17 protein-coding genes are annotated in these 19,590 nt (G+C 67.6%); 2 read left to right on the forward strand and 15 right to left on the reverse strand.

Going from position 1 to position 19,590, the window contains the following annotated elements:
- Positions 1 to 56: 56 nt before the first annotated feature.
- The 6 genes from MKK75_RS10455 to MKK75_RS10480 all read right to left on the reverse strand — a co-directional run bounded on the left by MKK75_RS10455 (position 57) and on the right by MKK75_RS10480 (position 5,961).
- The gene (locus MKK75_RS10455; RefSeq protein WP_244042522.1) at positions 57 to 866 is read right to left on the reverse strand and encodes a GntR family transcriptional regulator; all 810 of its coding nucleotides are present in this window, start codon (positions 864 to 866) and stop codon (positions 57 to 59) included.
- Positions 867 to 914: 48 nt separating this feature from the next.
- Positions 915 to 1,904 (reverse strand): Ldh family oxidoreductase, encoded by a 990-nt coding sequence (locus MKK75_RS10460; protein ID WP_244042523.1) that lies wholly within the window; start codon positions 1,902 to 1,904, stop codon positions 915 to 917.
- 4 nt (positions 1,905 to 1,908) lie between these two features.
- Positions 1,909 to 2,850: an NAD(P)-dependent oxidoreductase gene (locus MKK75_RS10465; protein WP_244042524.1), complete on the reverse strand. Its 942-nt coding sequence runs from the start codon at positions 2,848 to 2,850 to the stop codon at positions 1,909 to 1,911.
- Between the two features lie 12 nt (positions 2,851 to 2,862).
- The gene (locus tag MKK75_RS10470; protein ID WP_244042525.1) at positions 2,863 to 4,224 is read right to left on the reverse strand and encodes a cation:dicarboxylate symporter family transporter; all 1,362 of its coding nucleotides are present in this window, start codon (positions 4,222 to 4,224) and stop codon (positions 2,863 to 2,865) included.
- Positions 4,225 to 4,355: 131 nt separating this feature from the next.
- Positions 4,356 to 5,636, reverse strand: a complete 1,281-nt coding sequence (locus tag MKK75_RS10475) for a UxaA family hydrolase (RefSeq protein ID WP_279593771.1) — start codon at positions 5,634 to 5,636, stop codon at positions 4,356 to 4,358.
- Between the two features lie 7 nt (positions 5,637 to 5,643).
- A complete protein-coding gene (locus MKK75_RS10480; protein ID WP_243905841.1) occupies positions 5,644 to 5,961 on the reverse strand; it encodes a UxaA family hydrolase in 318 nt (105 codons plus the stop codon).
- A 518-nt stretch (positions 5,962 to 6,479) separates the two neighbouring features.
- Between MKK75_RS10480 and MKK75_RS10485 the strand changes: the two genes are divergently transcribed.
- Entirely contained in the window at positions 6,480 to 7,226 is a 747-nt protein-coding gene (locus tag MKK75_RS10485) for a sulfite exporter TauE/SafE family protein (RefSeq protein ID WP_244042526.1), read from the forward strand.
- 13 nt (positions 7,227 to 7,239) lie between these two features.
- Here the strand turns inward: MKK75_RS10485 and MKK75_RS10490 are convergent, their stop codons facing one another.
- The 9 genes from MKK75_RS10490 to MKK75_RS10530 form a co-directional block, all read right to left on the reverse strand.
- The gene (locus MKK75_RS10490) at positions 7,240 to 8,244 is read right to left on the reverse strand and encodes an ABC transporter substrate-binding protein (protein ID WP_244042527.1); all 1,005 of its coding nucleotides are present in this window, start codon (positions 8,242 to 8,244) and stop codon (positions 7,240 to 7,242) included.
- Positions 8,245 to 8,634: 390 nt separating this feature from the next.
- On the reverse strand, positions 8,635 to 10,260 hold the full coding sequence (locus tag MKK75_RS10495; RefSeq protein WP_244042528.1) for a thiamine pyrophosphate-binding protein: 1,626 nt from the start codon (positions 10,258 to 10,260) through the stop codon (positions 8,635 to 8,637).
- Positions 10,261 to 10,273: 13 nt separating this feature from the next.
- Positions 10,274 to 11,998 carry an L-aspartate oxidase gene (locus tag MKK75_RS10500; RefSeq protein ID WP_244042529.1) on the reverse strand — a complete coding sequence of 575 codons (1,725 nt, stop codon included), beginning with the start codon at positions 11,996 to 11,998 and terminating at the stop codon, positions 10,274 to 10,276.
- A complete protein-coding gene (locus MKK75_RS10505) occupies positions 11,995 to 12,606 on the reverse strand; it encodes a fumarate hydratase C-terminal domain-containing protein (RefSeq protein ID WP_244042530.1) in 612 nt (203 codons plus the stop codon). The genes MKK75_RS10500 and MKK75_RS10505 overlap by 4 nt, the downstream gene beginning before the upstream one ends.
- A 10-nt stretch (positions 12,607 to 12,616) precedes the next feature.
- Positions 12,617 to 13,489 (reverse strand): fumarate hydratase, encoded by an 873-nt coding sequence (locus MKK75_RS10510; RefSeq protein WP_244042531.1) that lies wholly within the window; start codon positions 13,487 to 13,489, stop codon positions 12,617 to 12,619.
- 30 nt (positions 13,490 to 13,519) lie between these two features.
- On the reverse strand, positions 13,520 to 13,873 hold the full coding sequence (locus tag MKK75_RS10515; protein ID WP_244042532.1) for a succinate dehydrogenase: 354 nt from the start codon (positions 13,871 to 13,873) through the stop codon (positions 13,520 to 13,522).
- Between the two features lie 20 nt (positions 13,874 to 13,893).
- Positions 13,894 to 14,223: a succinate dehydrogenase gene (locus MKK75_RS10520; RefSeq protein ID WP_244042533.1), complete on the reverse strand. Its 330-nt coding sequence runs from the start codon at positions 14,221 to 14,223 to the stop codon at positions 13,894 to 13,896.
- On the reverse strand, positions 14,220 to 14,975 hold the full coding sequence (locus MKK75_RS10525) for a succinate dehydrogenase/fumarate reductase iron-sulfur subunit (RefSeq protein ID WP_244042534.1): 756 nt from the start codon (positions 14,973 to 14,975) through the stop codon (positions 14,220 to 14,222). Before MKK75_RS10525 ends, MKK75_RS10520 begins: the two co-directional genes overlap by 4 nt.
- Positions 14,972 to 15,985, reverse strand: coding sequence for an ABC transporter substrate-binding protein (locus tag MKK75_RS10530; protein ID WP_244042535.1), 1,014 nt, complete (start codon positions 15,983 to 15,985; stop codon positions 14,972 to 14,974). The genes MKK75_RS10525 and MKK75_RS10530 overlap by 4 nt, the downstream gene beginning before the upstream one ends.
- Before the next feature lie 984 nt (positions 15,986 to 16,969).
- Here MKK75_RS10530 and MKK75_RS10535 point away from each other — a divergent pair.
- On the forward strand, positions 16,970 to 19,375 hold the full coding sequence (locus MKK75_RS10535; protein ID WP_244042536.1) for a DEAD/DEAH box helicase family protein: 2,406 nt from the start codon (positions 16,970 to 16,972) through the stop codon (positions 19,373 to 19,375).
- The last annotated feature ends 215 nt before the right edge of the window (positions 19,376 to 19,590 follow it).

Genomic DNA, 19,590 nt, shown 5'->3' on the forward strand with positions numbered 1-19,590 from the left:
GCGCAAAACCTGTCTGCGTTCCAAGCTTGCCCGTGCCGTACCAGCGCCAGCCCCGGTCAACGCAGGACCGACAGGTAGTGGACGTCCTGCGTCAGGCAGGTCGAGAGGCGCCACTCCACCGGCCGCTCCTCCAGGTCGATCGCGATGCGGTCGATCTCCAGGGCGGGCGTGCCAACCGGTGCCTGCAGCAGCGCCGCCTCCCGGGCGCCCAGCGCCACCGCCTTCAACCGCTCGTTGGCGGTGGCGATCGTGATGCCGTAGCGGGTCGCGTAGAGGCTGTAGAGCGTGTTGGGCAATTCGAGTTCACTGATGCCGGGAAACAGGCTCGCCGGCACGCTGATCGTCTCGGCCACGCAGAGCCGCGCGTCGACGGCGCGGACGCGCTCGATCCGCACCACCCGGGCCGCGCGCACGAGGTCGAGCCGCCCGCGCTCATCGGCGCTGGCGGCGGCCTCCGAAATCCCCGTGACGCGGCTCGTCGGCATGCCGACCCCGTCGTTGTCCGGGCGCAGCTTGAGGAAGCGGAACACGCTCTGCTTGTCGTCGTGGTCGGCCACGAAAGTGCCGCGGCCCTGGCGGCGCACCAGCAGGCTGTCGGCGGTCAGCGCGTCCAGCGCCTTGCGCACCGTGCCCTGGCTGACGCCGAGCTCGAGGGCGAGCTGCCCCTCGCTCGGCAGCATCTGGCCGGGCTGCCAGACCGCGTCGGCGAGGCGCTTCAGCAGCATGTCGTAGACCTGCCGGTACAGTGGCCGGAAGCCGACGCCGCCGGGGCGCCCCGCACCTGCCTGCCCTTCGCCTGACCGTTCCATCGCGTGACGACGCCGAGCCCCATCTGCGGGCAGAGCGTCGAAGGTCGTATCCAGCACCGCGCCCTCTCCTCGCTTACGTCGGCCCGCCGAGCGGGGCAATATGCTTCACAGCGCCCTGATCTCGGCCACGAGCGCGTCGGGCAGGTCGAGTCCCGCCTCCGCGGCCCGGCGGCGCAGGGCCAGCCGGCGGCTGCCCGGCAGCCGGGCCCCGTCCTGCGCCTCGATCGCCCCGGCCAGCACCGCGAAGCGCTCCGGCGCGTCCGCGCTGAGCGCCGCCGCGTCGAGCGCGAGGATCAGCTGGCCCGTGCCCGGCGGGTCCCCCGCGGCGTCGAGGAACGAGGAGGCCTCCCCTGCAAAGCGCGCGCCGACGAGCCCGGCGGCGAGCAGTTCGACCATCAGGGCGAGCGCCGTGCCCTTGGCGTCGCCCAGCGGCACCATCGTGCCGTCGAGGGCGGCCTTGGCATCGGTGGTCGGGCGGCCGTCCGCGTCGAGGGCCCAGCCCGCGGGGATCGGCTCGCCGCGCTTGGCCGCCCCGACGATGTTGGCCCGGGCGACCTTCGAGAGGGCGAGGTCGATCACGATCGGCGCCCGGCCCGGCAGCGGGCAGGCGAAGGCCAACGGGTTCGTGCCGAACACGGCCTGACGCCCGCCCCAGGGTGCCATGGCGGCCGGCGTGTTGGCGAAGAGCAGCGCGACGCAGCCCTGCTCGGCCAGGGCCTCCACGGGCCGCCCCGCGGCGCCGCAATGGTGCGAGCGGCGGATGCCGGCCGCCGCGATCCCCTGGCCGCGGGCCAGCCCGGGCAGTGCCTCCAGGGCGAGGTCGAGGGCCGGGTAGGCGAAGCCGTGGGCGGCGTCGATGGCGACGAGGCCCGGCCGCGGATGCTCCGCCCGGGGGACCGCGTCGCCCGCGACCTTGCCGGTGCGCACCTGCGCGCCGTAGGGCGCGACCCGCGACAGGCCGTGGCCCTTCAGGCCGTCGGCCTCGGCGCCGACCAGCGCCCGGGCGACGCTCCGCGCGGCGGCCTCGGCGGTGCCGCAGCGGATGAGCGCCTGTGCGGCGAGGTTCTCGGCGTCCGGAAGGGTGAGAATCGGCATCGGCTCAGCGTTCCGTGAGGTGGCGGCGCACGGCCCGAGCCGTGACCGACGAGACGCGCACGTTCGATTCCTGGGTCACCCCGGCGATGTGCGGCGTCAGGATCAGGTTCGGCACGTCGGCGAAGACGGCGCCGGCCTGCGCGTCCAGGGGCTCGCGGTCGAAGACGTCGAGCGCTGCGCCGCCGAGATGGCCGGCCCGCAGGGAAGCCGCGACGGCCGCCTCGTCCACGATCCCGCCCCGGGCGGCGTTGATGAGCACGGCGCCCTTCGGCATCCGGGCGAGGGCCGCCGCGTCGATCAGGCCGCGGGTCCGCTCGGTGAGCGGCACGTGGAGCGAGAGCACGTCGCTCTCCGCGATCAGCGCAGTGCGGTCGAGGTTGCGCACCGGGCCGTGATCCGGCGTCCAGGCGGGGTCGTCGGGCTCGACGAACGGGTCGTGGGCGGCGACGTCCATGCCCAGGGCCGCGGCCCGGCGGGCGGTCTCCCGGGCGATGGAGCCGAAGCCCAGCAGGCCGAGGCGTTTGCCGCCGATCTCGCGGCCCATCAGGGCGTTGCGCGGCCACGTGCCCGCGGCGACGGCGGCGGTCGCCCCGTAGGCGCCGCGCAGCAGCAGCATCGCGGTGGCGACGACGTACTCGGCCACGGCACCGTCATTGGCGCCGGTCGCCGGGTAGACCGCGATGCCCCGGTCCCGGCAGGCCGCGCCATCGATGTTGTCGAGCCCGACCCCGAGGCGGCCCACCACCTTGAGGTCCCGCGCCGCCGCCAGCAGGGCGCCGCGCACCTGGGTCCGGTTGCGCACGATCAGGGCGTCGGCCCCCGCGAGCGCCGCCGCCAGCGCCTCCGGACGGTCGACGAGGCCGGGATCGTACAGGGTGTCGAAGCCCGAAAGTTCCGCGGCGATCGCCGCCTCGTCCATGAACTCGCTGATGACGACTTTGGGCATGACCAGTCCTTCTCAGGTCGCCGGCACGGCGGCCGGCAGGGGACGGCGGAAGGCCGCGGCCGGCTCGCCGGGGGGACGCGCGTCGGCGGGCTCCTCGTCGTCGAGCAGGTCGAGATCCGGCGTGATGCGGCCGTCGAGCACCGCCCGGGCCTGGGCGAGGTCGATCTTGCCCTCCCAGCGGGCGATCACCAGGGTCGCCACCATGTTGCCGACCGCGTTGGTCACGCAGCGCAGCTCGTTCAGGATGCGGTCGATCCCGATGATCAGCGCGATGCCCGCCACCGGCAGGAGCTGCGAGGCTTGGAGCGTCGCGGCCAGCACGAACAGGATGGCCCCCGCCACCCCCGCCACCCCTTTCGAGGTGACCAGCGCGATGGCCAGGATGCCGAGTTCCTGCTCCCAGGTCAGCGGGATGTTGAGGGCCTGGGCGATGAAGCCGACCGCCATGGTCAGGTAGATGCACGAGCCGTCCATGTTGAACGAAAGGCCGGCCGGCATCACGAGGCCGGTGACGCTCTTGTCGACGCCGAGCCCGTTGAGCTTGGCCATGATCGGCGGCAGCACCGATTCCGTGCTCGTGGTGCCGAGCAGGATGAACAGCTCCTCGCGGGCGTAGCGGAACAGCTTCCACAGGCTGAGACCCACGTAGAACCGCATCACGCTGCCGAGGAAGACCGCGATGAACACGAAGAAGGTCAGGTAGAGCGAGACGACCAGCAGCCCGTACTGCGCGAGGATGCCGAGGCCGAACTTGCCGATGGTGAAGGCCATCGCGCCGAAGGCCCCGATGGGCGCGACGTGCATGATCAGGTTGACGACCTTCATCAGCACGTCCCCGAAGGCGTGGACCACCTTGAGGGGGAACTCGCCCTTCCTGCCCAGCATCGCCAGCCCCATGCCGACGAGCACCGAGAAGAACATCACCTGGATCAGGTCGCCCTTGGCGAAGGCGTCGACGGCGCTGTGCGGGATGATGTTGGCGACGATCTCCATCGGCGACTGCGCGTGGGCCTTGCCGGCGATCCCGGCCACCAGCTTGGCGTCGAGGCTCTCGACCGTGGCGTTCACGCCGTCGCCGGGCCGCAGCAGGTTGACGAACAGCAGGCCGGCGCCGAGCGCCACCGTGGTCGCGGCCTCGAAGTACACGATCGTCTTCAGGCCCATCCGGCCGACGCTCTTCAGGTCGCCGACATGCGCGATGCCGACCACGACCGTGCAGAAGATGACGGGGGCGACGATCATCTTGATCAGGTTGATGAACATGTCGCCGAGGATCTTGCAGTTCACGGCGATGTCGGGGGCGACCACGCCGAGCGCGATGCCGAGGGCGATGCCGAGCAGAACCTGGCCGTAGATCGACCGCAGCAGCCTCATGCGTTCCTCCAATGTGACGGGACGGAGGCCGCCGCGACGTCTCCCGCGGTCGTGCGCTCCCTCGTGGTCCCGACCCCGTGGCGTTCGGGGGGCGCCCGCGGAAACCGATCCGCGGGCGCCGGACGTGCGCGTCAGGCGCTGCGGTAGAGCTTCGTCATCACGAATTCCCGGTGGCCGAGGGACTCGGCCGCCGTAAGCCGGCCGTTGGCGGTGCGCACCACCATGTCGATCAGCGCGTCGCCGGCCTGCGGGATCGTCATCTCGCGGCTGAGCACGCCCGAGACGTCGACGTCGATATGCTCGCCCATGGTGCGCACGGTGCGGGGATTGCCGGTGATCTTGATCACCGGGACGACCGGGTTGCCGATCACGTTGCCCTGTCCCGTGGGGAAGGTGTGCACCACGTAGCCCGCCGCCGCCATCAGGGTCACGCACTCGGCCGCCGCCGAGGACGTGTCCATGAAGTAGAGGCCGGGTCCCTTGGCGGGGGCCTCTGCGGGCTGCAGGGCGTCGATGAACCGGCATTCGTGGCCGATCTTCTCGAGGTTTCCGAGCGCCTTCTCCTCGATCGTCGTCAGGCCGCCCGCGATGTTGCCCTTGGTCGGCTGCGAGTCCGAGAGATCGTCGGTCTTGTGGGCCTCGATCACGTCGTCCTGGTAGGCCTTCCACATCGTGTACCACTTGTCGGCGATGTCCGGGCTGGCCGCCCGCTCGCGACAGAGGTGCTCGGCGCCGGTGATCTCCGAGGTCTCGCCGAACACCCCGTAGATCCCGCGCGGGATCAGCTTGTCGTACATGTTGCCGACGGTGGGGCAGGAGGCGAGGCCGGTGGTGGTGTCGGACTCGCCGCACTTGGTCGAGACCCAGAGGTCGGCGATCGGGCATTCCTCGCGCTGAAGCTCGGTCGCCCACTGCACGAAGCGCTTGGCCTGGTAGCTCGCCTTGGCGACGATCGCGATGTCGCCGTGGCCCTCGATGCCGAAGCCGACGACCGGCTTGCCGGTCCTGGCGATGCCCTCGACCACGCGGTTGGTCCACTGGTCCTCGATGCCGATCACCACGACGGCGGCGACGTTCGGGTTCGAGCCGATGCCAATCAGGGTGCGGAAATGCAGGTCCAGATCCTCGCCGAACTGGAGCCGGCCGTAGGCGTGGGGCAGCGCCATCGTGCCCTTCACATTGTTGGCGACCGCCTCGCAGGCGGCGTTGGAGAGATCGTCGAGCGGCAGGAGCACGACGTGGTTGCGCACGCCGACCCGGCCGTTCTCCCGGCGCCAGCCCATGAAGGTGGCGGCGGTGTGATCCTGCGAGGCGCGCTTGGTCGCGAGCGCCTTCGTGGCGAACTGATCGGGGGCCCCGCCCACGAAGGGGGTGGCGATCTCGTGTTCGAGCTGAGCGGCTTCCTTGAACATCGTCACCTCACCAGCGCTTCGTCTTGACGTTGTGGACGTGGACGTGCTCGCCCTTGGCGACGTCCTTGATGACCTTGCCGATATCCTGGCCGTACTTGATGGCCGTATCGCCGGCCTTCAGGTCGGTGAGCGCGACCTTGTGGCCGATCGGGATGTCGTGGCGGACATGGACCGCGAAGGTGGTGTCGTTCTCGGTGATCACCCCGAAGGCATCGGTGTTCGCGCTCAGGCCCTCGATCACCGCGACGGCGACGTTGTCCTGCGGGGAATGGGCGAGAAGATGCGGCTTGCGGTGCCCCTCGCCGGACGCGGCGTGGCTGCTCATGCGGTCCTCCTGACAGTTGTCGTCGGCTTCTTGGCGTCGACTAGTCTTATATAAGACCTATGAGAGGGCGGGCGTCAACGGGTGATCGGGAGCTCGGGGCGATTTCGTTGTTCGAGGCGCGATCAGACCGGCGCGTCTCTCCCCCTTGGCGGGATGCGGTATTCATACATCTCTCACGCCGAAAAGGTCGCCGGAGCCCTTTCCCATAAGTGGGGCGAGGGGGTTGTCGGCGGCCATCGTGGGTGCAGCGGATTGATGTGTGAAACCGCAGCCCCCGCGGGGGAGGGAGGGCGCGCGGCAGGTCTGGACGGCCCGTTCCATCGAGCGAACGAAGCCATCGACGAGGGTCTGTCCGAGCAGCACCCCAGAATTTCCGCGCGGCGCCCATGCCTTGCTCCACGCGCCGAGTCTTATATAAGATATATACAAAACGCAGCCCGCCCCGGCGGGGCACAAGCCGGGAGGACGCGATTGGCAGTTGCGCACCCATATGGCATCGGCCGGGCGGGGCGCACCGTGTGACCGACACGCTCCCGCTCCTCCTCTGCGTCGGCTGCGCCGGTCTGGTCTCCGGGCTGACCGGCTTCGCCTTCGCGCTGATCGCCTCCGGCACGCTGCTGTCGATCCGCACGCCCGTCGAGGCGACCGCGCTGGTGCTGGTCTGCAGCATCCTCTCGCAGGTGATCTCGATCCTGCGGCTGCGGATGTGGCCGCCGCGGGGCACCGCCTTCGCGATGATCCTGCCGGGCCTCGTCGGCGCGCCGATCGGCATTCACCTGCTGCACGACCTCGATCCGCGATTCATCAAGGTCGCCATCGGGGCCTTCCTGGTGCTCTACAGCGGCGGCATCAGTCTGCTGCGCGCCGATTACCGGGTGGGGTTCGGCAATTCCTGGAGCGACGGCGCGGTCGGCTTCCTCGGCGGCGTGCTGGGCGGCATCGCGGGGCTGAGCGGTGCCCTGCCGACCGCCTGGAGCCTCGTGCGCGGCTGGGAGCCCCGCACCCAGCGGGCGGTCTACCAGTCCTTCACCCTGGTGATGCAGGTCTGGGCGCTGGCGATCCTCGTCGTTCTCGACCCGATCCCGCCCGACCTCGTCGGCGACCTCGCCCTGGCGCTGCCGGTGGTGCTGGTGAGCGTGCTGGCCGGCCTCGCGCTGTTCGGCCGGATCGACCAGCGCCGCTTCCGAACCCTGGTCCTGGCGCTGCTCGCCGCGATCGGGCTGACCACCACGGCCCTGGCGCTCCCCGGCCTACTGCAGGGCTGAGCGCCGGGACGGGTCAGCTCCCGTCCCGGGCCTGGGCGCCCGCGAAAAAGAGGTCCTTCCAGCTCTCCGGCCGGCGGCGGATCGTGCCGGTGCGCGCCATGAAATCGGCGACCTTGCCGACCGCCCGGGGCGTCGCCGTGAAGGAGACCTGCGGGTCATTCAGGATTTCGGTGATCAACCCGACATCGCTCCCGTCGCGGGCGAGGCGCACATAGGCGCGCGCCGCCTCCGACGGGTCGGCCGTCATCGCGGCGAGCGCCTCGTCCAGGGCGGCGCCGAAGGCCGCGAACACCCGGGGATTGGCCGTCGCGAAGGCCGCGGAGGCCCAGACCACGTTGAAGGTCGAGGGCTCGCCCAGCACGTCGAACGAGTTGAGCACCGTGCGGATGCCGGGCCGGCGCAGCTCCAGCTCCTGGATCGGCGCGGCGGTGAAATGCGCCGTCACCTCGGTGCCCCCGAGGAGCGCCGCCATCCCGTCGGGATGCGACAGGGTGACGGTCAGCCGGTCGAGGTCGTTGCGGTGTCCGGCGCCCAGTTCCTTCTCGGCCGCCATCTGCAGGAACATGGCCTGGACCGAGACCTTCACGGCGGGGAGCGCGATCTTGTCCCGGTCGGTGAAGTCCGCGAGCGTGCGCACCTTCGGATTGCTGGTGTTCATCAGGAGCGGCATGCTGTTCATCGCCGCCACGCCCTTCACCGCCATGGCGGTGCCGTCCGTCTTCGACCAGAGCAGCACGAGGGGCGGCACGCCCCCGGCCGCGAACTGGATCTGCCCGGAGAGCAGGCCGTCGTTCATGGCGGCTCCGCCCGCGAGGGTGAGGTAGCGGGCCTGGAGCCCCGCCACGCCGCGGGCGGCGGCCGCCTTCTGCAGCAGGCCCTGCTCCTCCATCAGCATCAGCGGCAGGTGGCCGAGGCTCGGCTGGCGCGCGATCGCCACCGCGCCGGTCTCCCCGGCCCGCCCCGGGGTGGGGCTTGCCAGGAGTGCTGCGGCCCCAACCAGAACGTCGCGTCTGCGCATGAGATCCCCTCCCTGAGCCCAAGGTCCGCGACCGTCGCGCCGACGCACGCGGCGGGTGCGACCTGCCCCTGCTCCCGAGCGCGCTTGCGGATTCACGCCTCGGGTTCGGACTCCCGTCCCGTCGATCGATAGGGCAGTCCAAAGGCCTACGCGCCATCCCTCCCCCCGCAGAGGGGGAGGGTGGCCCCTGCGTCAGCAGGGGTCGGGAGAGGGGAACCCGGCTTCCGGAACAGGCGCGCCCGTCATGAAGGCCGGCGTTCAATCCTGTACCGTCGCTCCCCTCTCCCGGCCCCCTTCGCGAGTCTCCCTCCCCCGCAGAGGGGGGCGGGAGACCCGCGCCTCCTTCGGAAGGCCGCGCCACGGTCATGCCGTGCCCTGGGACTGCCCCCCTCAGCCGGGGCGGCGGATCATCGGCGCGGGCACGCTCTCGATCATCACGTTGACGCAGGCCGGCAGGCCGCTGGCGTGGGCCGCCGCCAGCGCCGCCGGGAGGTCGGCGGCCTCGGTCACCAGCGCCCCGAAGCCGCCCAGTGCCTGGACCACCGTGTCGTAGCGGGTCGGGAGTAGGTCGCAGTGGCGCGTCCGCGCGGGTCCGTAGCTGCGGAGCTGGATCTGGTGCTCGGCGTTCCAGCGCGCGTCGTTGCCGACCACCGCGATGAACGGGATCCGATAACGCACGGCCGTGTCGAACTCGGCCATGTGGAAGCCGAAGGTGCCGTCGCCCAGGACCGCGACCACCGGGGCGCCGGGGCGCTCCAGGGCGGCCGCGATCGCGAAGGGGATCGACGCGCCGATCGTGCCCGAAACGCCGTTGATCAGCCGGCGCCCGGCGCGGACCAGGGCCTGCGGCCACTGGCCGATCTCGCCGCCGTCGCAGATCAGTGTGCCGTCCGGATGGTCGGCCAGGAAGGTATCGACCGCCCGGCACAGCTCCACGGGGTGCAGGCGCCCTTCGCTCCCGTGCAACTCCCCCCAGCCTGGCGGCCGGTAGGCGAGGGCGGCCCGCGCCTCTCGGTGCCAGGCGTCCCGGCGGGGGAGGGCGGTGCCGCGCGCGGTCAGCGCCGCCAGCACCGGCCGCGGATCGGCGAGCCCTGAGACGGCGAGGCGGTCGGCCGGCGCGCGGGCGAGGAGCGCCGGGTCGGAATCGACGATGGCGAAGTGGCAATCGGGCGGGAAGGCGGGCACCCCGCCGAAGCGCAGGGTGAAGTCGAGGGGCTTGCCGAGGAGCACGAGGAGATCGACCCGCGCCAGGACCTCCGCGAAGGCGCCCAGCGCCGGATCGTTGGTCCCGCGCGGGCTCTCCATGCCGACGACCGGCAGGCCCAGGGTTTCCTCCAACGCCGCCATGGCGGCCCGGCCGGAGGCGTCGCACAGGGCCGGGCCGCAGGCGACGAGGGGCCGTTCCGCCCCGGCGAGGGCCGCGCGCAGGTCGGCCACGAGATCCGGCGCCGGCTCGGCGGCCCGGATCGCGGCCGCCGCCCGGTCCGGGATCCGCACCGCGGCGGCGGGGACGGCCGTGTCCAAAAGGTCGACCGGCAGGCTGAGATGGACCGGGCCGGGCCGCCCCTCCCGGGCGGTCCGGAAGGCCCGGGCGAGGTCCGGCCCGAGGGAAGCGACCGATCCGGCGGTCCAGGCCGCCTTGGTCATCGGCCGGGCGATGTCGGCCTGGGCCAGCTCCTGGAAGGCGCCGCGCCCGAGTTCGGACAGGCCCGCATGGCCGGAGAGCAGCAGCACCGGCGACTCGGCTGCCAGCGCCGTGGTGAGCGCCGCCGCGCCGTTGGTGTGGCCCTGCCCGCCCGTGACCAGCGCGACGCCGACTTCGCCGGTCAGCCGGCCCCAGGCGTCGGCCATGTGGACGCAGGCCGCCTCCTGGCGGGTATGGACCAGGGCGATCCCGGTCTCCAGCAGGGCGTCGAACACCGGCATGATGTGGTTGCCCGACAGGGTGAAGATCCGGGTGACGCCGAGCGCCTCCAGGGTCCGGGCCACGATGTCGGCGCCGCGCAGGGTCTGCATGGACGGGCTCTCCTCAGGCGGCGGCGTCGAGGAGGGAGCCGCCGGGCCGCACATGCGTGAAGTGCACCGGCTCCATCGCGAGGTCGAGCGCCCCGCCGCGCTGACGGACCACCGTGTAGTGCGAGGTCGCGAGATCCGAGGCCTCCGGGAAATCCTCGCGAAAATGCGCGCCGCGGCTGTCGGTGCGGGCGAGGGCCGCCCGGGCGACCGCCTGCGAGACCAGCACGAGGTTCTCGAGGTTCAGCCGGTCCATCCAGGTCAGCGCGTAGCGGCGGTCGCCGTCCGGCGCGCCGGCCCGGGCGACCGCGTCGGAGAGCCCGTCGAGGGTGGCGAGCGCCCGGGTCAGGCCGGCCTCGTCCCGCAGGATGCCGACGTCTCCCCACATCGTCTCGTAGAGCGCCTCGCGGATCTCCGGCAGCGATGCCGCCGGCCGGCCGAGCGGCCCGTAGGCGCGGGCGAGGCCCGCCTCGATGGCGGCCGGGTCCGGATCGGCGAGGGCGCCTCCGCGGCGCACGGCCCGGGCCATGGACTGGCCGGCGAGCCCGCCGAACACCGTGGAATTCGCCACGCCGTTGCCGCCCAGCCGGTTCGCCCCATGGACGCCGCCGGTATCCTCGCCGGCCGCGAAGAGGCGAGGCAGCGCAGTGGTGCAGTCGACCGCGAACTGGAGGCCGCCCATCATGTAGTGGGCGGTGGGGATGACCTCGACGAGGCCGCCCGCGAGGTCGAAGCCGCAATCGGCGCAGCGCTCGACCATGCCCTTGAACCGGCGGCGCACGTCCTCGGGGCCGAGATGGCTCATCGCGATGTGGACGCCCCCGCTCGGCGTGCCAAAGCCCTCGCGCAGCCGCCGCATGATCGAGCGGCTGACCACGTCCCGGGTCGCCCGCTCGGCCCGCGGGTCGTAGGCCTCCATGAAGCGCTGGCCGGTGGAATCGAGCAGCCAGCCGCCCGCCCCGCGCAGGCCCTCCTCCAGCACCGTCCCGGTCATGCGGGTGCCGGCGCCGGCCAGCAGCCCGGTCGGGTGGAACTGCACCATCTCCATGTCGCGCAACGGCAGCCCGGCGCGCAGCGCCATGGCGAGCCCGTCGCAGGACTTGTCGCCCGACGGCGTGTGGTACTTGTACATGGTCGGCCCGCCGCCGGTGGCGAGCAGCACGGCCTTCGCCCGCACGAGCTTCGGTTCCCCGGTGCGCATGTCGAGCATCAGCACGCCCGCCAGCCCCGAACCGTCCCGGGCCGGGATCAGCTCCAGGGCGCGGTGATCCTCCAGGCGGTGCACGTCCCGCCGCCAGACCTGCTCGGACAGGCGGTTGATGATCTCGATGCCGGTGAGGTCGCCCTTATGCACCGTCCGGTCGAAGGTCTGGCCGGCAAACGCCTTCTGGTGGACGCTGCCGTCCGGGTTGCGGTCGAAGAAGCAGCCGAGCTCGGTCTCCAGCTCACGGATCCGCACCTGCGCCTCGGTGACCAGCGTCCAGGCGAGCGCCTGGTTGTTCAACCACTTGCCGCCCTCGATCGTGTCCATGAAGTGCCGCTCGACCGAGTCGCCCGGTGCCAGCGCCACGTTGTAGCCGCCCTGGACCATGCGGGTGCAGCCGCACTTCCCCAGCAGGCCCTTCACCGCGACCGTGACGTCGAGGTCGGGCGCGGCCTTCTTGGCGTGGAGCGCGGCGAACAGCCCGGCCCCGCCGGAGCCGAGGATCAGGATGTCGGTCTCGATCGACTCGGGGCTCATCGGGCGTCCTCCAGGGAGGCGATGACGGCGTCGCGCCGGGCGGCGACGTCGCGCTGCACCTCGGCGAAGAGCGAGCCGCCGTGCGAGTCCATGCCGACCAGCAGCGGGCCGAAATCGCGGATCGCGAACTGCCACAGGCTCTCGGGGTGGAGGTCGTCGAGGTCGACATCCACGATGGTCTCGATCCACGTGGTCTCCAGCGCCGCCGCGCCGCCGACGATCGCCAGGTAGGCGCCGCCGCGCCGCGCGAAGGCGTCGAGGGTCGCCGGCCCCATGCCGCCCTTGCCGACGATGAGGCGCACGCCCTCGCGCTCCATCAGGGCGTCGGTGAAGCGCTCCATGCGCATCGACGTGGTGGTGCCGATGCAGAACGGCGCGAAGCCGACCGGCGCCTCGTTGGAGACCGGGACGCGGTGGACGTTCGGCGCGGTGTGGATCACCGCGTGGCCGTCGAGATCGAGCCGGGTGCGGCGGTCGCGGTCGAACATGTGGATCAGGGTCGCGTCGCGGATGCCGAACAGCCAGCGCCGCAGGGTGACGGTGTCGCCGATCCGGAGAGCCCGGATCTCGGCCTCGCCGGCCGGCATGTCGAGGACGTGGTGGGCCACGGGGTGCTCCTCAATCGAACGCGATGCCGCCCGGCGTGAGCGTCGCGCGGGCGCGGCGGGCCGAGTGGCACTGGATGTTCACGGCGACCGGGTTCTGGGTGATGTGGGTCGCGGCGAGCTCGACATGGACCGCGAAGCTCGTGGAGCGCCCGCCGAGCCCCTGCGGGCCGATGCCGAGTTCGTTCACCGCCCGGGACAGCTCGGCCTCGATCCGGGCGCCCTCGGGATCGGCGCAGACGGAGCGCAGCGGCCGGGTCGCCGCCACCTTGGCGAGGTGCATGCACAGGTCCGAGGTGCCGCCGAGCCCGACGCCCACGATGGTCGGCGGGCAGACCCGGCCGCCGAGTTCGATCACCCGGTCGATCACGAAGCGCTTGGCCGCGCCGATCCCGTCCGAGGGCAGCAGCATCTGCAGGAACGAGCCGTTCTCCGAGCCCGAGCCCTTCGGGATCATCTCGACCGCCACCGTCTCGGGCCGGTCGTCGAAGTCGATATGGATGATCGGCACCCGGATGCCGCAGGAGGTCTGCTCGTTCGTGCGGGTGATCGGATGGACCACCGAGGAGCGCAGGGAGAACTCCTTCGTGGCCCGCTCGCAGCCGCGCCGGATCGCGGCCTTGAGCGCGGCACCGTCGAGGCGCACGTCGGCGCCGATCACGACGTTGTAGATCGGGATGCCGGTATCCTGGCAGAGGATGTTCTTCGTGCGCTCGGCGACCGCGACGTTCTCCACCATCGTGTCGAGGATGGCGCGGCCGGTGGCGTTGGTCTCGGTCCGCTGCAGCTCGGCGAAGCCCGCCTTGATGTCGGGCGGCAGGATCTTCAGGGCGCGGACGTAGAGGTCGCGGCAGACCTCCTCGAATTCGCGGATGTCGAGATCCATGGCGGGTCTCCGCTGGCGAGAGGCGGGGGATCAGGCCCCGCTGAGGAGGAACAGGAGGCCGACCGCGAAGGCGGTGGCGAGGCAGCTCGAGACGACGAGGGCGGTGCGCTCGCGGTAGCGCAGCCACTCGATCGCGAGCACGCGCAGGCCGAGCGCCATGTGGACGGCCAGCGCGCAGACGAGGCCCCATTCGGCGGTGCGGACGAAGCCGTTATGGGTGAGGCCGAGGAAGCTCTCGAGCCGGTCGGCGCCCTTGAGCGCGGTGCCGAGCGCGATGAAGTGCATCGGCAGGAACAGCGCCAGGGCGATGCCCGAGAGGCGATGGATCAGGGCGGCGGCGAAGCCCGGCCGGCGCAGGGAGGCGCGGGTCAGGCCGGTCCGCATGGGAGGCGTCGTGGAGGTCCTCATGCCCAGTACACCGCCAGCGCCGCCCGCAGGCCCAGGCCGGCGAGCAGCGCCGAAAGGGCGATCATGCTGAGATCGAGGGAGCGGCCGCGCCAGCCGGTCCACTCGCGCAGAATGCTGCGCAGGCCGATCGGGGCGTGGATCGCGGCGGCCAGCACGAAGACCGCGTAGAATAGCAGGAAGGCGAGGTTGCCCTGCGTCCGGCCCAGGATCTCCCCGGCCGTGAGCCCGCCGCGCACCGCGTAGACGATCGTGCCGAGATGGACCGCGACCGTGACCGCGAGGATCGCCGCGGTTCCGCGCTGGGCGAGGTACAGGAGCGGGCTCATCGGCGCCTCCAGAACCGGCGCAGCGCCGCCTTGCCGGTCTCGCGCTTCAGGCCCGCGATCGAGAAGGTCGGGCTCAGGCCCTTCGGGCAATGCTCGGTGCAGCTCATGTGGCTGTGGCAGGAATGGCAGCCGGCATCGCCCGCCACCGCGGCGAGCCGCCCGTCGCGATCCTGGTCGCGCACGTCGTTGACCAGCGTCCAGGCCCGGTTGAGCGCCGCGGGACCGAGATAGTCGGGGTTCCACGTCACCAGATCGCAGGCCGCGTAGCAGACGCCGCAATTGATGCACTCGATGCCGGCATCGACCTCCTGGCGCGCGGGCGAATCCGGCGCGACCGTCGCGAAATCGTCGGGCGGATTCGCGCCCGGCTCGAAGAAGCCGTGGGCGCGGCGCCACTTCTCGAAGAAGGGCTCCATGTCGACCGCGAGGTCCTTGACGACCGGCAGGTTGCGCAGGGGCTCCAGCAGGAGTTCACCGTCCAGTGCGACGGCGGCGACCCGGGTGCGGCAGGTCCAGCGCGGGCGCCCGTTCACCGTCATGCCGCAGGAACCGCACATGCCGACCCGGCAGGCGAAGCGGTAGGCGAGCGTGGGATCCTGATCGCGCTGGATCTCGGTGACGACGTCGAGCACCGTCTGGTTGGCCCGGCGCGGCACCACGAAATCCGCGAGGGTCTCGCCCCGCCGGATGCGCACCTGCAGCGCCTCGGTCGCACCCTGCCCGACGGCCGCGTGATCGACGGGCACCGTCACCGGGTCGCCTCCCTGGGGGTCGCGGGCACCGGGAAGAACAACTCGGCATCACTGTCGGCCTTGGCCGAGACCAGCCCGGCGCGGTTCATGTAGGCCAGATAGGCGAGCATCCGCTCGGGCTTGGTGGTCCAGGCGTTCTGCGGCGCGCGGATGATCGCCACGGCCTCCTCGGGCGAGATCTTTGCCCCTTCGGCCTTGATCCACAGGGCGGCGGCCCGGGCGGGGTCGTCGCGGATCAGCGCGAGGCTCTCCTCCAGCGCGGCCCGGAAGGCAGCCGTGACCTTGGGGTTGTCGGTGACGAACCGGCTGGTGGCCCAGACGAGGTTGAAGGTGTGGGGGCCGCCCATCACGTCGTAGCTGTCGAGCACCTTGTGCGCCCGCGGATCCTTCAGCTCCATCTCCTGGAAGGGCGGCGAGCCGAAATGGGCCGTGATCTCGGAGCGACCGCCCATCATGGCGGTCTGCGCGTCCGGGTGCCCCATCGAGACGGTGAGGGAATCGAGCTTGGCCTGCTGGCCCGGCCCGAAGGCCTTCTCGGCGGCCATCTGCAGGGTGATGGCCTGGATTGAGGTCTTGGCGGTGGGGAGCGCGATCTTGTCCTGCGGACCGAAATCCCTGATCGACTTGACCGCTGGATTGATGGTCACCAGCCAGAGCGGCATGGCGTTCAGCGCCGCCACGCCCTTGACCTTGAGGTTGGCCTGCGTCCGGCCCCAGATCGTCAGGAACGGGCCGACGCCGCCGGAGGCGAGGTCGAGGTTGCCGGAGAGCAGGGCCTCGTTCATCCCCGAGCCGCCGGTGAAGCGCAGCCACTCGGCCTTGAGGTCGAGGCCGCGCTGCTTGGCCTGCTTCTCCAGCAGGCCCTCCGCCTCCATCACGGTGAGCGGCAGGTAGGAGATCCCGAACTGCTTGGCGAGCCGCACGGTCGAGACCTCGGCCCGGGCGGCGCCGAGCGCCCCCAGCATGACCGCGACCGTCCCGACGAGCCGGATGATGCCCCGTGCCGTCATGGCGTTCCTACCCGTTTGCGCGCCGATCTTGGCAGAGCCGTCAGCGTCGGATTGAGGATACGCCCCAGGTCGGGTCTGTCAACAGTCATGTATCATATATATGACTTGACCGATCGAACCCGGCTTCCGGTCAGGAGCCGGAAAGGATACATCATTTATAGGACTTGCCGGCGGCCCTGCGCGGCCGCACCTCGACCTGATCGAACCGCGCGCGTCGGAATGTGTTGCGCCGGCCGATGCGTCGCCGCGGAGAACGCTCCGGTGGCGCACGGCCGGACGATTCGCCATCATCCGCCCGGATGTCCGCCGCCCGTAACCGCCTCATCGGGGTCGGCGATGGGCCCGATCTCCGGGCCTGGCGGCTCGCCATGAACAAGGGCACGGCGCAGTCCGCGCGCTTGTCGCATGGGCCCGTGGGACGGGCCGGGGCTCCGCTGGGATCTGACCGGTGCCGGTGGAGAGGATCGAACTCCCGATTTACGGTATAATCACCGCTCATTTGCCGTTGATTGCAGTAAAGAGACGCCTCAAGAACGACAACCTTGATACCATTTGTGCTAGAGTTCTGTAGCATCGTCAAGCCTAACCTAGCGCTATCATCTATCTGATGCCTTGAAAGGTCATTTAATACGCTGAGCAATGAAAAGTCGTCTACCGTTCGTCGTCTATGGTGTTCATGTAACAAACCCACAAAACAGTTGAATCGAATCGTGTTAGAGCTTTCTGACTGACTCAGAAAATAACAGTTGTATCAAAACAAAAATCTACAGTTGGTCTAAGTACAACTTTGCGTGTAAGTTGACAGAGCGTTAATACTAGTCTATACCGACATCGTACCTACCGGTTAATCGGAGGTAGTTCGCGGCTCATGGCGATTGTATGAACCTATTTCCACATTGCCCATTTTTATAAGTGACCCTCTATTTCAGCGGGCGCTACATCTCGAGAAATCGGCTCAACACAAAGTATAATACTATGATTTCGATGAACTGTTCCGGCCTGAGGGCCGGTGCTGGAAAAACTCATGCCTATGCTTCTATTGCTATTGAAAGATCGCAAAACAAGTTTAATACAATCATCATATCTCCAACGGTGAAGCTTCTTACCGAGACTGATAGCGTAATAAGGTCGCTGAACCCAATCGGTCGCATCGTAAAGTTCTATAGCGACGATGGCGGGGATGGATCGGTGACCATAAGAGTTCTGGCATACCTCAAACATCACGTATCCCCGGGTGATATTCTTCTCATAACCCAACAATGTTTTATTAATCTGCCGTATTTCTATCACAAATCGAAATGGCGACTGTTGGTAGATGAAGATATTCCGGTTTTCGTTAGTGAAACACTCAACTTACCTGACAGCCACAATCTGATAACTGACCACATTGAGTTGGGGGAAACGGGGCCGAACTATGCCCGTGTGAGGATCGTTGACAGTTCAAAACTCAAGCGTATCGTCGATAACAAAAACAGAGATGATGTCTGGTCAAATCTACGTCCGATGTGTTCGCTAATGTTGCAAAGCGACTGTGAATGTTATGTCAACAGCAAGCAGCTAAATGACCTAAAATCAAATGTTAAGTCGAAAGGACAACTCACCGTCTATGGGTTCCGAAAGCCCGACAGATTTCTAGGCTTCGATGGAGTAACGATAGCTTCGGCATGGTTCGAAGATTCGCTTACATACTATCACTGGAAGAACCTCGGAGTAAACTGGCGGGAGGATGATGATATCAAGCGATCCATCCTGAGGCCGAGGCACCCTGAGAACCCGCGCCTAACCATCTACTATGGGTATGAGGGACGAAACTCGAAGAACCTGCAGCATCGACTGGAAAAAGAAGGAAACACTGACCTACGGGATGCTATCAAACAGCTGATGGAAGGTAGGCCGTTCCTGTGGGTCGAGAACAAGGACAGGGCAGACACTAGCATCCTCAATCAATGCGAGAACGGGGTGCCTCTACCGCCGGTCTCCGCTGGTCTGAACGCCTACAGCGACTACAGGAACGCCGCTGTGCTGATGGCTACCAACTATGATCCAGGCCAGTCCGAAATCCTCAAACAGGTGATTGGGTTCGATGGTGAGAAGCAAGCACGGGCAATGGTAGGCAATCTCTACCAAGCCTTCTTGCGGACCGCTTTGAGGAAGGATGAGATAGGGGACGAAGCAAAGTGGGTAGTCACCTGTCTCGAAGAAGCAAAACTGTTGTCAGAGCGGTTCCCTGGATCAACGATAAAGCCGCTGGGTCTCGCGCCTCTACCAGACAGAAAGACTGGTAGGCCACGGAAACACACCAGCGACAATGACAGGAAGCGCAACTATGAGCGACGGAGAAAAGATGAGTTAACGCAAAGCGTGGGCTTCGCCCGTAATCTCGCACCTGATTTGCTTGAGCGAGTCGTTTTTTTGGATGAAACAGGACGAAAGACTTATAACTCTATAGGCACTTTCGTCCGCGATTTTAGAGGCTCCTATTTCAAGACATGGCACGAAACTAATCCATTATGTATCACTATGACAGAAAATCAGTTCATTGGTTATTTAAAGAAAAGATTCAAAGAGGTCTATTCCCAAAAAAACGACATTCCCTGTATTGCCGGTGCGCTGTTTGATCCTGCACTCACGAAGAACGAGAACACGCGGTATCAGGGGAACGTGGCGCTATCACGGGGGATATGGATAGACATCGAGGACGGGGATTTGACACCTAAGATGTTTGAACAAGCTTTTCCAGCGATCCCTTTTATTGCCTATAGCACCTTTCGTCATACCAGACAAAAACCGAGGTTCCGGATCTACATTCCAACAGATAGACCAATGTTATTCGAGGAGAGTATTGCAATCTATCATGAAATAAGGTATACTCTAAAAACTCAAGGATGGATGAAAGGAAAGAAGACCGCGAAGCGATGCGCAAGCATTGACCGTCGGTTTGATGGTATCGATTGTAGACCGAATCCATCTCAGCTTTCCGTTCTCCCCTGTCAGTCGCAAGATCGTAAGGCAAGCTTCTTCCTCGACTACACTAAAGAAAAAGAGTCTCTGACGGTCGACGTATGGCTTAAACAGCGATCCTGGTTCGAAGGCGATGATGACTTCTATGATCTTCCCGCTGTATCCGACAATGGTGAAAACGCGGAACTCACTCCGGAACAGTCAGTCATTATCAGGGCGGCAACAGACAGATGGGAAACCTTCGGAAAGCAAAACGGGAATGGCGATGCGGGTATCTTTGCACTTTACCTTGAACTGAGAAGGGCGCGTATCTCATCGATAGAAATGGAATGGCGCCTGTATCGTGCCGCCGAACAATCATCATCGCCCAAAGACAGGAAGGATCAAATTCGAAGGCTGATTCAAAATTTGAGACGGAAAGCATTCTAGTCACAGTAAGAGGCGGTAAAATCTAAGCTGATACAACATGCCGACTCTTATCTTTATAAGATTTTTTGACCTAAGGGAACATCATTTTACAATGCTAAATCAAAACTCTAACATCATCTGTAGGATTTTGGACCGCGCATACGATAACACAAGTAGCGATTTTAGGTTCGTTCTGCGCAACATTCTCTCAAGGGGTGCAGAAGAAGCGAACTACT

The organism is Methylobacterium sp. J-030, assembly GCF_022829545.1.
Lineage (GTDB): Bacteria > Pseudomonadota > Alphaproteobacteria > Rhizobiales > Beijerinckiaceae > Methylobacterium.

Coding starts and splice junctions, on each gene's coding strand:
- MKK75_RS10460 (WP_244042523.1), bottom strand. CDS start 1,904: ATGCCGATTCTCACCCTTCCGGACGCCGAGAACCTCGCCGCACAGGCG.
- MKK75_RS10465 (WP_244042524.1), bottom strand. CDS start 2,850: ATGCCCAAAGTCGTCATCAGCGAGTTCATGGACGAGGCGGCGATCGCC.
- MKK75_RS10470 (WP_244042525.1), bottom strand. CDS start 4,224: ATGAGGCTGCTGCGGTCGATCTACGGCCAGGTTCTGCTCGGCATCGCC.
- MKK75_RS10475 (WP_279593771.1), bottom strand. CDS start 5,636: ATGTTCAAGGAAGCCGCTCAGCTCGAACACGAGATCGCCACCCCCTTC.
- MKK75_RS10480 (WP_243905841.1), bottom strand. CDS start 5,961: ATGAGCAGCCACGCCGCGTCCGGCGAGGGGCACCGCAAGCCGCATCTT.
- MKK75_RS10490 (WP_244042527.1), bottom strand. CDS start 8,244: ATGCGCAGACGCGACGTTCTGGTTGGGGCCGCAGCACTCCTGGCAAGC.
- MKK75_RS10495 (WP_244042528.1), bottom strand. CDS start 10,260: ATGCAGACCCTGCGCGGCGCCGACATCGTGGCCCGGACCCTGGAGGCG.
- MKK75_RS10500 (WP_244042529.1), bottom strand. CDS start 11,998: ATGAGCCCCGAGTCGATCGAGACCGACATCCTGATCCTCGGCTCCGGC.
- MKK75_RS10510 (WP_244042531.1), bottom strand. CDS start 13,489: ATGGATCTCGACATCCGCGAATTCGAGGAGGTCTGCCGCGACCTCTAC.
- MKK75_RS10515 (WP_244042532.1), bottom strand. CDS start 13,873: ATGCGGACCGGCCTGACCCGCGCCTCCCTGCGCCGGCCGGGCTTCGCC.
- MKK75_RS10520 (WP_244042533.1), bottom strand. CDS start 14,223: ATGAGCCCGCTCCTGTACCTCGCCCAGCGCGGAACCGCGGCGATCCTC.
- MKK75_RS10530 (WP_244042535.1), bottom strand. CDS start 15,985: ATGACGGCACGGGGCATCATCCGGCTCGTCGGGACGGTCGCGGTCATG.
- MKK75_RS10535 (WP_244042536.1), top strand. CDS start 16,970: ATGAACTGTTCCGGCCTGAGGGCCGGTGCTGGAAAAACTCATGCCTAT.